12 protein-coding genes are annotated in these 14,368 nt (G+C 35.4%); 7 read left to right on the top strand and 5 right to left on the bottom strand.

The genetic code is table 11. The features are described 5' to 3' along the window. Nucleotides 1-32 precede the first annotated feature (32 nt). Nucleotides 33-1,067: a hypothetical protein gene (locus tag ABWU73_RS07240; RefSeq protein WP_264329599.1), complete on the bottom strand. Its 1,035-nt coding sequence runs from the start codon at nucleotides 1,065-1,067 to the stop codon at nucleotides 33-35. Between the two features lie 136 nt (nucleotides 1,068-1,203). Here ABWU73_RS07240 and elbB point away from each other — a divergent pair, with 136 nt between their 5' ends. Then, nucleotides 1,204-1,911: an isoprenoid biosynthesis glyoxalase ElbB gene (gene elbB / locus ABWU73_RS07235; RefSeq protein ID WP_209473289.1), complete on the top strand. Its 708-nt coding sequence runs from the start codon at nucleotides 1,204-1,206 to the stop codon at nucleotides 1,909-1,911. 175 nt (nucleotides 1,912-2,086) lie between these two features. Next, complete coding sequence (locus ABWU73_RS07230; protein WP_265038612.1) at nucleotides 2,087-2,395, top strand: hypothetical protein; 309 nt, start codon at nucleotides 2,087-2,089, stop codon at nucleotides 2,393-2,395. A 2-nt stretch (nucleotides 2,396-2,397) separates the two neighbouring features. Here ABWU73_RS07230 and ABWU73_RS07225 read toward each other — a convergent pair whose 3' ends face one another. Continuing rightward, nucleotides 2,398-3,963 (bottom strand): peptidoglycan D,D-transpeptidase FtsI family protein, encoded by a 1,566-nt coding sequence (locus ABWU73_RS07225; RefSeq protein ID WP_353285486.1) that lies wholly within the window; start codon nucleotides 3,961-3,963, stop codon nucleotides 2,398-2,400. Between the two features lie 2 nt (nucleotides 3,964-3,965). Between ABWU73_RS07225 and ispH the strand changes: the two genes are divergently transcribed. The 5 genes from ispH to hemA all read left to right on the top strand — a co-directional run bounded on the left by ispH (nucleotide 3,966) and on the right by hemA (nucleotide 12,407). After that, entirely contained in the window at nucleotides 3,966-4,895 is a 930-nt protein-coding gene (gene ispH / locus ABWU73_RS07220) for a 4-hydroxy-3-methylbut-2-enyl diphosphate reductase (RefSeq protein WP_264329845.1), read from the top strand. Between the two features lie 661 nt (nucleotides 4,896-5,556). After that, entirely contained in the window at nucleotides 5,557-5,826 is a 270-nt protein-coding gene (locus tag ABWU73_RS08155) for a hypothetical protein (protein ID WP_244663114.1), read from the top strand. A gap of 608 nt (nucleotides 5,827-6,434) precedes the next feature. Continuing rightward, nucleotides 6,435-8,330, top strand: a complete 1,896-nt coding sequence (gene htpG, locus ABWU73_RS07210) for a molecular chaperone HtpG (RefSeq protein ID WP_182309722.1) — start codon at nucleotides 6,435-6,437, stop codon at nucleotides 8,328-8,330. Between the two features lie 38 nt (nucleotides 8,331-8,368). After that, the gene (locus ABWU73_RS07205; RefSeq protein WP_265017824.1) at nucleotides 8,369-11,134 is read left to right on the top strand and encodes a hypothetical protein; all 2,766 of its coding nucleotides are present in this window, start codon (nucleotides 8,369-8,371) and stop codon (nucleotides 11,132-11,134) included. 64 nt (nucleotides 11,135-11,198) lie between these two features. Next, nucleotides 11,199-12,407, top strand: a complete 1,209-nt coding sequence (hemA, locus tag ABWU73_RS07200; RefSeq protein ID WP_209473281.1) for a 5-aminolevulinate synthase — start codon at nucleotides 11,199-11,201, stop codon at nucleotides 12,405-12,407. 118 nt (nucleotides 12,408-12,525) lie between these two features. Here the strand turns inward: hemA and ABWU73_RS07195 are convergent, their stop codons facing one another. From ABWU73_RS07195 to rimM, 3 genes are all read right to left on the bottom strand, one after another. Further along, the gene (locus ABWU73_RS07195) at nucleotides 12,526-13,221 is read right to left on the bottom strand and encodes an inositol monophosphatase family protein (RefSeq protein ID WP_006279720.1); all 696 of its coding nucleotides are present in this window, start codon (nucleotides 13,219-13,221) and stop codon (nucleotides 12,526-12,528) included. 8 nt (nucleotides 13,222-13,229) lie between these two features. Beyond that, the gene (efp, locus tag ABWU73_RS07190) at nucleotides 13,230-13,796 is read right to left on the bottom strand and encodes an elongation factor P (protein WP_006279719.1); all 567 of its coding nucleotides are present in this window, start codon (nucleotides 13,794-13,796) and stop codon (nucleotides 13,230-13,232) included. Nucleotides 13,797-13,858: 62 nt separating this feature from the next. After that, entirely contained in the window at nucleotides 13,859-14,365 is a 507-nt protein-coding gene (gene rimM, locus ABWU73_RS07185) for a ribosome maturation factor RimM (protein ID WP_006279718.1), read from the bottom strand. Nucleotides 14,366-14,368: the final 3 nt, after the last annotated feature.

The raw sequence follows: 14,368 nt of genomic DNA, 5'->3' as shown, positions 1-14,368 counted from the left end.
TTCTGATAGTAATTTTTGCGTAAAAAAATGCATCAACTTGGTCCTGTGATTCCTCCTTCACTCACTCGTGCAGCACTTGAAATACCTAAGTGAGAAGATGGCTTCATTGCTGCAACTTTCTCATCAACAATTTTTTCTACCTCCTCTATTTTACCCTCACCAATGGCCATAATTTTAGATTGAAATTTCTCCATAAGTTCCTCAAGTGCTTCCTTATCACTTTCATAAGTACTAGTACCTTTTTCTCTAAGCTTTTTCATATCATCTTCTGAAAAATTTTGAATAGTTCCATTCTTTACTAACTCTTGTATAGCAGATCGCTGCCCTTCATTTTGAAGCATGCCTATGACCTTTGCTTTACTCTGGGCGTTTTTTATTTTTTCACCTTCTTCGGACATATTATAGCCTATAATCTCTTGAGCCAAACTGTTGTATAATTTACTAAAGTTATCTTTTTTTGGCCCAACCTCAGGCAATTTATCCCCTAAATTTTTAGATAAACTTTTCACTGCTTTTCCTGCATCAATCGCACCTTCTTTTATTTTTTCCCCTGCCTTTACTATACCTATTCCTGCATAACGTGCTCCAATACCTACAAGTGCTATTAATGTAGCAAGCACAATAAGTGGAGAAAATGCTGCTCCTAATACCATTACGGCAGAAGCTATTCCAATTTTTTTATTTGCAGATGCTGATTTAAAATAATTGACTAGATTGTCCAGTGGACCTTTATTATTATTTATAACATTACTTATTGCTTGCTGATTAACAGATTTTAACGCCTCTTCTATTATTTTTGAGTCAACATTTTCAGAAGTTAAACCTTCAAGCGCTTCTTCAATGAATTTTATAAATAATTCTTTGTTGACCTCCTTTTGCAAGCCTTGGTCATTAATCGCTAAACCTAAATCTTTGAGGTTCATCCCTTTAACTTGTTCTGATAGGGTTGTAAATAACTCTTTTTTCCCCTCTTGTGAGGATTGTGCAATACTTTCTATTATATCTGAAATAGCTTTTCTTAGTTCTGGATAGTCAGTGTCAAAAAACATACTATTGCTAGATTCCATATTCAGCTTCGTTGATTATAAATATGCCTAATTATACATACTAATCATTAATTATATTATAATTGATATAACATACCCCTTTCCAAATATAGAATTTGTATTAAAATATCTAGATTATATGAAATCAAGGTACTTTATGGGTGAAAAAAAATTAAAAGCTGCTGTGGTCTTATCAGGGTGTGGTCACCTTGACGGTGCAGAGGTAAGAGAAGCGGTTTTAAGTTTGCTTGTGCTTGATCAGCAGGAAGTGGATGTTAAATGCTTTGCACCTGATATCAATATCACACAAGTTATGAATCATAGAACAAAAGAGGCAACAAAAGAAAAAAGGAATGTACTTGTGGAAGCAGCAAGAATCGCAAGAGGCGAAATATATGACTTAAAAGAAGCCAAAGCTGAAAATTTTGACATGCTAGTTGTACCTGGTGGATACGGGGTTGCGAAAAATTTATCTGACTTAGCTGAAAGTAAAGACATGGTGACAGTAATGCCTGAATTTGAAAGATTAGTTTCAGAATTTTTTGTTACAAAAAAGCCAATAGGAGCGATATGCATATCTCCAGCCATCATTGTTTCAATTTTAAGTAGCAAGATAGGTAAAGAAGAAAGTAAGGTTAAGGTAACTATAGGAGATGACAAAGAACAGTTGATAGAAAAGCTTGGCGGCGAACACATAAAGTGCGATACAGAGTTATCAATAGAAGACGAAGAACATAATGTATTTTCCTGTTCTGCTTATATGCGTAGCGACGAAAGTACATACTCTGTATATCAAGGGATAAAGCATATGATTGACAGCATGGTAAAAAAGATTAACAAAAAAACTAAACAGCCATTCCTATAAGGTGTACTAAATAAGACTTCTCTATTAATCACACAATTAACTGTTGAATTTTACATTTCTAGCTGTATTATGGCTACGTAACTAAAGTAACTTAGGTTTATCGACGCTTTACTACTTGTTAGCGGTGTGGTGTAGTGGCCATATATGTTTAGTTCTTTTTTTTAAGGTATTTTGTATGTCAGATCTTTTCTATATTGAAACTACGTGTTGTGTGGACGGTCAGTGTGATGTCTATACAGGGGAAGTGAGTTTTAATGATGTCATGTTAGGCAAGTTCAGTCTAAATTCGTGCAGCGGGAAAGAAGCTATGATAAATCTAGACATTATTACATTCGATATTAATATCGCTGTTGATGGTCAAAATGGAAAGACAATAAAAAAAGACCTTAAAGGTCTTGAATTTGTAACTAAAGATGATGGTTCTTGGTATATTAATAAGGATTTTGGTGATGATAAATTTGAAGTTGTAGTAAAGCAATCATAATTTTACATCTCAGGTGTAACATTTAGTATAGGCGCTATTCTATTTATAATGTTCTTTACTATAGGCGCAGCAATTATTCCCCCGGTATGGTGCATCCCTTGAGGCTCATCAATAGCAATTAGCACTATGTACCTTGGGTCAAGCATAGTTAGCACTCCTATAAATGATGCTATGTTTGCATCTTTGCTATATTTACCATCTACAACTTTTTCCGCCGATCCAGTTTTTCCTCCTATTGAATATGCCTTTATTTTTGCTTTTCTGCCAGTGCCATCTGTTACTGCTGCACGTAATAATTTTCTCATTTCCCTGGAAGTTCTTCTTGAGATAATTTGCTCTCCTATACTTCTTTTATTCAACATCAAGGTTGCGTTATGAAATATCCCATTGTTGATTAATGCTGCTGCAGTTTGTGCAAGATGTATAGGAGTTACAGCTATGCCATAACCATAAGATGCTGTTATTAAAGTGTTTTCACTCCATTTATCCGGGATTATCGGTGTGGATTTTTCTGGTATTTCTATTTTCAAAGGAGAAAATAGCTTCATAGCTTTAAAGTATTCTACCTGTTTTTCAATACCTAGTTTGACTGCAATTTTTGCTGCACCAATGTTGGATGATTTTACAAATATATCTTGCACAGTAATTTTTGGAATTTTAGATTTATGAAAATCCTGAATTTTATACTTTCCAATGGTGATTGGTGTTGATACGTCATATAAATCGCTAGTTTTTGTAGCGTTCGCATCAAGCGCTGCGGCTATTGTAAAGTATTTTAATACCGACCCCATCTCATATACCCCAAGACTGGCGCGATTAAACTTTTGTACGTCTTCTGCCTTATTCTGTAAGTTGGGATTAAAATCAGGTAGGCTGACCATCGAGATGACTTCACTATTTCTCACATTTAAAACAATTCCTACTCCGCCAAGTGCCTGATATCTGCTTACAGCTTTAGTTAGCTCTTCATGCACTATGCTTTGCACTCGTGTATCTAAGGATAGTATTATGGGCTTTTCTTGCTCATTGTTTTTACTTATATACGCCTCAACTCCTGCAATACCATTGCCATCTATGTCAGTGTAACCAAGCACGTGTGAAAATAAATTACTGTGAGGATATATACGCTTTATGTCGTCATAAAAATTTACTCCTGGTACACCAGCGTTTTTGATCGCTAGTAATTCTTTTGGAGTCAAGTGCCGCTTTATCCAAGCAAATTTCTTTTCTGAAGTAAGTACTCTATATAAGTTCTTGTATTCGAGGTCATGCAAAGTAGAACACAGTTGTGCTGCTATACTTTCCGGATTCTTTACTTTGGTTGCATCTATATATAGTGATGTTGTGGGCACATTTGTTGCTATTACCACTCCATTTCTATCTAAAATATCAGGTTGTTTATGTACTATATTATCTTTTCTAAAATTTTCTGAAGTAGTAGGTTGATCAAATGTTAAAGAGAATATGCGAAAAATAATTATTATATAAAATATAAATAATGGTACTATAAAACACAGTGAGCGGAGCTTATTTTTAAGTAATGCTTGCATATTTACTTGATTTGACAAAAATGGAAATCATCTTAGCTGAACCACGAGGTTTTTGTGCCGGGGTAAAAAGAGCTGTGGACATATTAGCTATTACTTTAGAAAAATACAAAAACGAGCGCCAAGTTTATGTGCTACACGAAATTGTTCACAATAAATATATAGTAGAGGACTTTAAGAAACAAGGAGTGGTTTTTGTAAGCAGTATCGAGGAAATTGAAGATAATGAAGGAATACTGATCTTCAGCGCGCACGGAGTATCAAAAAATATAGAAGATGAGGCAAAAAGAAAGGGTATTCAAGTGATTGATGCAACATGTCCTTTAGTCAACAAAGTGCATAAAGAAGCAAAAAGGTATGAAAACAGTGGTAAAGAATTAATTCTCATTGGGCATGAAAACCATCCAGAAGTTAAGGGAATTAGGGGAAGAGTAAACAATCCTATCACTTTAGTGCAAACTTTGCAGGATGTATATGATTTAAAGGTTAAAGATCCAGATAATTTGTCTTATGTTACACAAACTACGTTAAGCATCGACGATACCCGTGACATTATTGCTGCCTTGAAATTAAGGTTTCCAGGCATAACAGGTCCAGATTTAAAGGACATATGCTATGCAACGCAAAACAGACAAAATGCTGTTAAAAAGCTAGCTGAAATTGTAGACATGGTATTAGTTGTAGGAAGTAAAAATAGCTCAAATTCAAACCGCTTATTAGATCTGTGCACTGCTAGAGGAAAAAGAGCCTACTTGATTGATAATTACAGATGTGTAAATAAAAGCTGGTTTCAGGGCGTAGAAAAGATAGGAATCACTGCAGGTGCTTCCGCTCCTGACATATTGGTTGATGAATTAATGGACTACCTAAAAGTAAACCTGAGTGTAAAAATTTCAGTTATGCCAGGTGGTATTATTGAAAATGTTCAGTTTAAAATACCGAATCTGGTTTAAAACACAACTTATCTACTAAACTTCTCTTGAAATCACACAAACCAGCATCTATAGCTAAGACGTCATACCGCGATTCATTAGACTTCTTGCATAACAATATAACAAACTTTTATTGGGAATAGAAACGAAAAAACTTGCTTGACAAACTCCGCCAGCCCTCTTATCATGAAACTGAAGCTATTGTATTTGCTTTCGCCAATCTGCAGATTAAAAGGTAAGGATTACTTAATGTATCGGCGTCTTATGTTCAATTTTTTGCAGTATATAGATACTGTATGTCTTTACAAAACTTCATCTACATCTAGATTTTTATCTAAATAAGCTGAACGCGCTTATAAAGCGTTACAAGACATCAAAAAATGCCAATACTCGACAGAGATAGTAAAAGACTAGCTAACTCGGGGATTCTTTGTCTTTTTTTCTGCTTAGTAAATTTCTTAAACATTTGCAGCGTAGGTTAGTTGCAATTAAAAGCGGCTGAATCTCGCTTGTCAAGCGTTTAAAACATAAAAAACGCCAATATTTTAAAGCGGATAATAACCCCAGGGCTTCTTTTGCCTTTTTTTTCGTTTGGTAAATTTCTTAATGTTTGTGGCTGAACGACAACCGTCATCCCGCTACTTGTTAGCGGGATCTCTTGTTAGCGGCTGAGATACCGCGAATGAATCGCGGTATGACGGTTCGCGGCGGCATGACGATAAGGTTTATACCTTGTCATCCCAGTGCCCAAACACTGGGATCCAGTTTTCTTTACAAATTCACCAAAAGTGTTTCATTCTATAACATAAAACCCATACTCACCAAATCCAATGCATTACTTGCAATTAAGTTTCCTGGATCCCAGTGTCTGGGCACTGGGATAACAAAGGAGGACGTTATTCCAGTGCCAAGCACTGACCATTTCTGGTCTCTTAAATTGCAACTAATCTAAGTATTAAAAAATTTACCAAGCGAAAAAAAAGGCAAAAAAAGCCCGATGGTTGGCTAGTTACTTACATTATACTTTCAAGTATGGCGTTTTTTTATTCTAAACGCTTAATAACCGTGACTCAGCCGCTTTTAAGCCGCAACTAATCTAAATTATAAACGTTAAGAAATTTACTAAACAGAAAAAAAGGCAAAGAAACCCTAGGGTAGCTAATTATTCACTATCCATTTTTTAAGTTGGCGTTTTTTGATGTTTTAAATAGCGTATTTCAGCTTGTGTAGCTAGAAATTTGATAAAGACATGAGGTGCACATAGTGCAAAAAATTAAGCATGATTTACGCCAAATACATTAAGTTTTTTTGTCATTAATCCACTGCAGAGATTGCGAAGATAAATAAATAGCTTCAGTTTCATGATAAGGGGGCTGGCGAAGGGTGTCAAGGAAGTTTTTCGTTTCATCCAATGCGCTGCCAAAAGTTTGTTATGCAAGAGATCCCATAAATTGGGTGTCATAATAACTACACCCACATTAATTTTGGTGTACGTGACCTTGAAAGATCGTGATTCAATACTTAAATTATTAGGGTAGTAGGCAAATAATGGAGCTCAAAATGCATAATGTACAAGAAACTGAAAATTTAAAATTTGACGCTGAGGTAGGGAAAGTACTGAATATAGTGATTCATTCACTTTACACCAATAAAGACATTTTTCTGCGTGAATTAATATCAAATGCATCAGATGCATGTGATAAGTTGCGCTATGAATCTCAACTAAACCCTAATTTGCTAGATTTGAGTGACGAATTAAAAATCACTATCAGCTCCAATAAAGATAAGAACGAGCTATATATCACTGATAATGGCATTGGAATGAATAGACAGGATTTAATAGACAATCTTGGTACAATTGCAAGCTCTGGTACGCAAAAGTTCTTGGATGCGATTAAGAATAGCAAGGATTCAAGCCAAACTGTGGAGCTGATTGGGAAGTTTGGTGTTGGTTTTTACTCAAGCTTTATGGTTGCATCAGAAGTAATAGTAGAATCGAGAAAAGCTGGAGAAGAGGAGTCTTGGATCTGGCAATCCAAAGGAGATGGGGAATATTCAATCAGCAAGTCAGATAATCAAGTCCCTCGCGGAACCAAAATTACGCTCATTATGCATCCTGAAGAAAACGAGTTTTTAGATAAATTTCGTGTTGAAAATATTGTCACTACTTACTCTGATCACATAAATTTTCCTGTTGAATTTATAGACGAAGAAGGAAAAAGTGAAAAGTTAAACAGTAAGGCTGCAATTTGGACTAAGCCAAAAAATGACGTTACTCAAGAGGAGCACAACGATTTTTTCCGCAGTGTTGCTCACGTTGGCGGGGAGCCCTGGATGATATTGCATAATAAAAATGAAGGTGCAATAGAATATACGAATTTGCTTTATGTTCCTTCTATAAAACCTTTTGATTTATTCCATCCAGATAGACGTTGCTCTGTGAAGTTATATGTAAATAAAGTATTTATCACTGAAGATAACGTACAGATTATACCACAATACTTGCGTTTTCTGAAAGGCGTGGTTGATTCACCGGACTTGCCTCTTAATATCAGCAGAGAAACGCTGCAGAATAATCGTGTTGTTGAGCAGATCAGAAAATCTCTCACTAAGCGTGTGATATCAGAGCTCGGTAAAAAAGCAAAAGAGAATTTAGAGGAATATACAAAATTCTGGACCAATTTTGGTGCAGTTTTAAAGGAAGGTCTTTGTGAAGCTATGCCAACTGATGAGAGAGAAGCACTACTCTCAATTTGCAGATTTCATAGTACTGGTGATGAGAAATTAGTCAGCATTGATGACTATATAAGCAGAATGAAGCCTGAGCAGGAACATATCTATTATCTCACCGGAAATAGCCTCGATTCAGTGAAAAACAGTCCGCAACTTGAGGGGTTCGTCAGTAAAGGGCTGGAGGTTCTTCTGTTCGTTGATCCAGTGGATGATTTCTGGACTAGTGTAATTCATGAATATAAAGATCAAAAGTTTAAGTCTGTGACTCGCGCTGATGTTGATTTGGAAAAATTCTCTTCAGAAGAAGATAAGAAAAATGAAGAAAACAAATCGAATGAAGAAAAAACTGAGGAAACTATATTGCAATATTTTACCACAGTGCTTGGAGATTCAGTAAAAAGCGTAAAAATTTCCAAAAAATTGACTGATAGTCCCGTATGCCTAGCGGTTGATGAAGGTGCTATGGATCTTCGCATGGAGCGTTTTTTGCGTGAACAAAAGCAGCTAAATTACCGCACGCCAAAGGTGCTTGAAATTAACACTAAGCATCCTGTAATAAAGAGTATAATGAAATCTTATGCTGAAAGTGGTGAAAACCCAACATTGGAGGACATGGTTCACTTATTGTTTTACCAAGCTTGCATCGTGGAAGGCGAAGAGATGGATGACGCGAGCAGCTTTGCTAAGAGACTGAATAATTTGCTTGGCAAGATTTCTGTTTAATGCTATACTTAGCTTAGCTGCTAGTTAGGAGGTAAAACATGTTTGGTTCCAATTTTAGAGACTTTGTATCACAAGATACAACTTCACAGGGCCAATCAAATTCTGAAAGATTAATCAAAAGTTGGCATGGTTTTGAAAAACCAGATTCTGAAGATTCAGGTATTGAAGAAGAGTTTGAAGTTTTAGATAGCGAAAGTCAAGAGATACCAGCTACTCCATGTAGCACACCCCCTGAAGATCTAAGTTTAGAGAATGCAATACTTGCAAACTTTCCTGATGGTTGTGATAGGTCGTTTACTGTAGAGTTAAAAGATGAAGATTCATATGGTATCATTCCTAAAAACTTAACTTTTGCTGAGATTATAAATATCTTAAATCAAGCTATACAAGAAGATAATTGTGAAGAATTAGACAAGGTTGTACAAAATATTGAAGATTATGAAGGCAGGTCTATTACGCTGGATAATGAAAATCTCAAAGATTTCTGTTCAAATCAACTTAATTTGGAGTTACAAAACGGAAGCAACCATCAACATATATATTCAAATGTACTATCACAATATAAATTTGATCAAGAGGGTTTCAAGTATGATTATTCAGTAAAAGAATTGGTACTATTGGCAATTGCAGCTAATGACAAGCTAGTAGAGCAATATCAGGATTTTCTTTTTGCTGAAGGAAATTTAAGTCTTTTACCTGTACTTGTTGGTGGTCAAGAATACGTTAAAGCTTTTATAGGAAGATTCCATGATACTGATGGGATTTATGATAAATTAAAAGATCAATCCATACAACTTGGCCAATCCAATAAGATTGGCTTTTTCTCAGTTATAGCATTAAGAAAAGAGCAAGAATTATTAAATGCAGTTTTTGTCGAATACGTTTTAAGAGATTTTGGACAGGTGTTAAAAACAAGTAAACCTGATCCTTTGTATGGTGTGCTTGAAACAGCGTCTCTGATCAAAAATGAAGAATTCATCACGATAGTGCTAGATGCATTTGAAAGATATATTAATGAGCTAACTAAAAAAGCCTCAACAGAAGAGTTATTAAAAAAGAGCTTTGCTACCTTGTTAGAAACTGCGATAAGCCAGGAACACACATCTGTCATTGAATACCTGTGCAAACGATACACTAATAGTGCAGATCGTGCCATTTACGATGTATATGAACAAGCATTTGCAGATGATAAAGTTATTACAATACTAGGGCAACAAATCCTGAAAAACATAGGAGCTCGTGGCAGAAAAGAAATTTATGATTTAATTCTGAAAACTGCATTGGATGCTGGTAATATTGCATTTATCGAGCACTTGTGTGAAAAATGTGCTAAATGCAGCAATGATGTTATTAATTATCTTGATCATAAATCTAAAAACAACGAGTTTGATGAAATATATGAATCAATTCTGATTGCATTGTCTAATACTGAAAGTCAAGACATTATAGTCAGTGTTCTAGCTCATGTTCAAATTTATCAAAGCATACTCAATAATAAACAGCAAGTAGTCAGGCAAACCATACAAAATATACTGAGAAATGCAATAAAAGAAGCTAGTTATGGAGTTGTTGTACCCTTATGTCAGCATGTTGACCTAAAATTCGCAGCTCTTCAGGCAATATGCAAGGAAGAATTTGAGAAAGCTTTACCAGTAATTGCAGAACAGCTTGAAAAAATAAGTATGGAACTTTCTCCAAGTATGACTCGTAATGAGTATCAAAAAAATAGAGATACTTTGAGTCATCTATATCTAATTAGAAATTTGTTAGAAAGTAGTAAATTAATCAATACTTCCAGTAAAGCAAATATACAGACACAAGCGAATACACAAGTTAATAAAAGAAGCAGCAGTGATAATGCAGTATCACCTGTTATAAAAGGCGATACGGCTGTAGTAAATGAAGAGAATAACAATCAACCAAGCAGTCAAAGAAACCCAAAATCCAAAAGTGCTGGCAGTCAACAGACAGAAAAAAATGTTCTTGCAGGGGAGGAAGAAAATGCTATCTTAAATAACACAGGGGTTTCAACGCAGGAGCCTTTAATTAATAATTTTGAGGAGGGTGAAATCAAAAAAGGCAGCGGAAAAAAAGGTGTTAAGCAACTTGCCAGTCCTGTTAAGAAAAAGATTGATGGACTTATAAGCAAAACCAGTACTAACTCAAGAGAAGAACTCGAAAATATTCTAAAAAGTAACTCTCCTACTCTTGTACTACAATATGTAAAAAATAAAGAAGGTCCCTTTAAGGGTAAAGTAGAAGAAATTAAAAAAGAAATTAAAAACCATAATACAAAACAAGGTAATGTTAATATTTCACTGAACAACGATTTGCCAAATTCAGGAGACCAATCTACAAGTTCTAATAATACCGGAAGCAATAGTACACTTACCACAACTCCAGAAATTACGGGTTGTGAAAAGAAGTTGGGGGTAAGTGAAGTTTCTTCGAATGCTGACAATGTGTCTACAATTGGAGGTGTTATTAACAGTAAGGAAAAGCCTGCAGCAGTAGAAAAAACTAGTGCTATAAACAATCAATCAACCTCTATTACTGCAACACAAAATACGCAAAAGAGTAAGTGGCCTACCATAGCTACATGGACGTTAGCAGTAGCTGGAGTTGTTTCAGGAGTAGCTATTGCAGTTTATTTGGAAATGCTAGCTGCAGGAATAGCAGTTGGAGCTTGTTGTCTGGTTGCCGCTGCAATTATATACTACTGTACACCTAAAAGCCAAGTTGAAAACAACGAGGTTGAAAAATCTTTCAACACGGGGAAAGTACCTACTGCCGTACATGTATAATAAATATAGTAGTTTACCATTTAATAATTTATTATAATTATGTTAATTATCGGTAAATAAGGACTTGGTAAACTACGAAGAAATATTCTTGAATAAAATAAAAGATATAAAAGATGAGGGGCGCTACCGTGAATTTACGCACTTTGCGTCATTACCAGGTAGGCTCCCCCACATTATGGACTATGAAAGAAATAGGGAAGTAATAGTCTGGTGCAGTAATAACTATTTGGGAATGTCACAAAATGAGAGTGTAATTGCCGCTATCCAAAATTCATCTGTTGGTGCTGGAGGAACAAGAAATATATCTGGTACAACAAAAGAGGTTGTTGAACTTGAAAAATCCTTAGCTTGTTTGCATAAAAAAGAGGCTGCTTTAACTTTTGCTTGTGGCTACCTCGCTAACCAGACAACACTTAGCACTTTATCGTCTGTTATTCCGGGCGTAGTAATTTTTTCAGACGAGAAGAACCATTCTTCGATGATAGAAGGCATAAAATCAGGAAAAAGGCCAAAACATATATTTAAACACAATGATGTTAATCATCTAGAGCAGTTACTCAAGTCTATAGACAAAAAGACACCAAAAATAATAGCACTTGAATCCGTATATTCAATGGATGGCGATATAGCGCCGCTTGAAGCGATATGTGATCTTGCAGATCAACATAATGCAATTACCTATTTGGATGAGGTGCACGCAGTTGGCATGTATGGTTCACATGGTGGCGGAATTGCAGAAAGAGAAGGTCTGATGGATAGAATAACCGTTATTCAAGGTACACTATCAAAGGCTTTTGGAGTGATGGGTGGGTATATAGCGTCTTCAAAGAGCTTGGTAGATGTAATAAGAAGTTCCGCTCCAGGATTTATTTTTACCACTGCTATGTCGCCTGTTTTAGCAGCGGCAGCAAAGGCAAGCGTTGAGCACCTAAAATCGAGCAACATTGAAAGGGAAAAGCAAAAGCAAGTCGTTGAAAAAGTAAAAAACTCACTGAGAAATGCAGGAATTAACTTCATTCCAACAGAAACTCATATAATTCCAATAATAATTGGCAACTCAGAGTTATCCAAAAAAGCATCAAAATTATTATTTGATGAGTATGGAATATATGTTCAACATATAAATTACCCGACAGTTCCAAGAGGAACTGAGCGTTTCCGTATTACCCCTACACCTTATCATACCGATGAAATGATAGAGCATTTAACAGAATCTCTTGTAAAAGTTTTCGAAAAGTTGTCTATCTCTGTAGCCTGTTTATGCTATAGCTAGTACAGCCCTACGTCATACCGCGATTTATTCGCGGTATCTCAGCATGGATTCCGCTAACAAGTAGCGGAATGACGAGTTTTACGCTTATCAAATTGTAGGTAAACATAAATTACTTTAGCTATAGTTTTATATCTCCAGCAATGATTAGCCCGTTGTCTTCCGTTAGCCTTCCACCGCTTTCTTGCAGAAAAAGTCTACCGAGCAAGGCTTTATATTTGTTAACTCCAGAGTAAATTATTCCACTGTGCCTTCCTGCCGCAAGGTATGCAAAGCCTAAAATTGTTGAACCTATGGAGCGTACATTACTATTGCCAGGCAGCAATTTATTTAACAAATTACCACTTACATCTATTAGACCCCCTTCACGGCTTTTCACTCGCATTTTTACATGACGAGATCTAAAATCCTCAAGAAAAGCACCTTTCTTTTCTTCTGCCCAAAAAGTTTCTCTAAGAGCCGGAGCATCAATTACAGCTGCCACAACTTTATTTTTATGAATGAGACAGACTGATACTGCAAAATAAACCATGCAACTAGAAAAGTTCTCCCTGCCCTCTATAGGCATAATAAACCAGGTATAAGTGTTATCTTTTACTTCTTGATCAGTATCATCTTCAAAAATAAAACCATAGTCTCGTTTGTAGTCGTGCAAGCAATCGTATATGGTTTGCTTGGATTTTGAATAAGTTTTATTAATAAAGTCTGCTGATTTAACATTAGAAATTTGCAATTCATTAAAATCGCGCATAAGCTGCTTGGAAGCATTACGCACAGAATCAAGCATCACATTAATTCGTGGTGATGAGAGGGACATTCTTCCTTTTACTCTTTCACTCTTTCATAATAGCTGTCACCTGGAGTATATACTACAATTTTATCCTCTTCTTTTATAAATTGAGGCACGTTAACGCGCATTCCGTTTTCCAAAATTGCAGGCTTATAAGAAGCAGTAGCAGTTTGTCCTTTAATAACAGACTCTGTTTCTTTCACAGCAAGTGTAACATAATCAGGCACATGCGCAGAAATTATTTTGTCTTGATAAGCTACAACTTTAATTTTCATGTTATCCTGTAAATAAATTTTTTTTTCTCCCAATAAGTCCAAATTTATAGTGATTTGCTCGTAATTACTTGGATGCATAAGATTTACAATGTTTCCTTCAGTGAAAAGGTAAACATATTCCTCTTCATCTAAAATTGCCCTTCTGATTGTTGCATCAGAACGAAATCTTTCATAGTGTTTTGCTCCGGTTTTGATGTTTTTCATTTCGGCTTGTATGTATGCACCACCTTTACCAGGTTGAGTATGCATAATACCTACAACCAAAAATAATCCGCCGTTATGTTCCAACACCTGACCTGGTCTGATATCGTTAGCTCTTTCTGCCATAATTACATTTTCAATTTGATCTTATAATTATAAATAGCTTTATATAAATATCAAAGTCTTTATTAGTCAATAAATTCTGGTATATTTAATACTATATACCTCCCCTTTATATTTATATGTGGAAATATCTCTTTAGTGAAAGACAGCATAATACGTTTTTTTGTGCTGATAACTAAAATTTCTAATATATCCCCTGAGCCGAAATTATACACAGATTTTACATAGCCATATAATTCATTACTTTTCAGCCTTACTTCCATATCTACAAGGTCACTTTGGTAAAATTCATCCTCATCATTTAGCTCTGGTAACTTGCTTCTTTCTATATATAGCTTCTTATTCCTTAAAAGCTCTGCTTCATTACGGGAATTTACTCCGCTTATTGTAGCTATTACTAAATTATCACCTATGACGGATACTGAGTCTATTTTATAATTCTCATCACCACTTATTAGCTTACCATATAAGGAGATATTTTCAGGCTTTTCAGTAAAGGTTTTTACTTTAACAGCTCCTTTAATTCCGTGAGGAGAGGTAATAATTCCTAAGCATACCAGATTGTCGTTCATATT

This window comes from Wolbachia endosymbiont (group A) of Andrena helvola, assembly GCF_964028415.1.
GTDB lineage: Bacteria > Pseudomonadota > Alphaproteobacteria > Rickettsiales > Anaplasmataceae > Wolbachia > Wolbachia pipientis.
Note: the sequence above shows the minus strand (reverse complement) of the source record. Positions and strands in the feature narration are given on the sequence as shown.

Bases quoted from the DNA above. Each gene is read 5' to 3' on its own strand.
- ABWU73_RS07240 (WP_264329599.1), bottom strand. From the start codon at position 1,067: ATGGAATCTAGCAATAGTATGTTTTTTGACACTGACTATCCAGAACTA.
- elbB (WP_209473289.1), top strand. From the start codon at position 1,204: ATGGGTGAAAAAAAATTAAAAGCTGCTGTGGTCTTATCAGGGTGTGGT.
- ABWU73_RS07230 (WP_265038612.1), top strand. From the start codon at position 2,087: ATGTCAGATCTTTTCTATATTGAAACTACGTGTTGTGTGGACGGTCAG.
- ispH (WP_264329845.1), top strand. From the start codon at position 3,966: ATGGAAATCATCTTAGCTGAACCACGAGGTTTTTGTGCCGGGGTAAAA.
- ABWU73_RS08155 (WP_244663114.1), top strand. From the start codon at position 5,557: ATGAATCGCGGTATGACGGTTCGCGGCGGCATGACGATAAGGTTTATA.
- htpG (WP_182309722.1), top strand. From the start codon at position 6,435: ATGCATAATGTACAAGAAACTGAAAATTTAAAATTTGACGCTGAGGTA.
- ABWU73_RS07205 (WP_265017824.1), top strand. From the start codon at position 8,369: ATGTTTGGTTCCAATTTTAGAGACTTTGTATCACAAGATACAACTTCA.
- ABWU73_RS07195 (WP_006279720.1), bottom strand. From the start codon at position 13,221: ATGTCCCTCTCATCACCACGAATTAATGTGATGCTTGATTCTGTGCGT.
- efp (WP_006279719.1), bottom strand. From the start codon at position 13,796: ATGGCAGAAAGAGCTAACGATATCAGACCAGGTCAGGTGTTGGAACAT.
- rimM (WP_006279718.1), bottom strand. From the start codon at position 14,365: ATGAACGACAATCTGGTATGCTTAGGAATTATTACCTCTCCTCACGGA.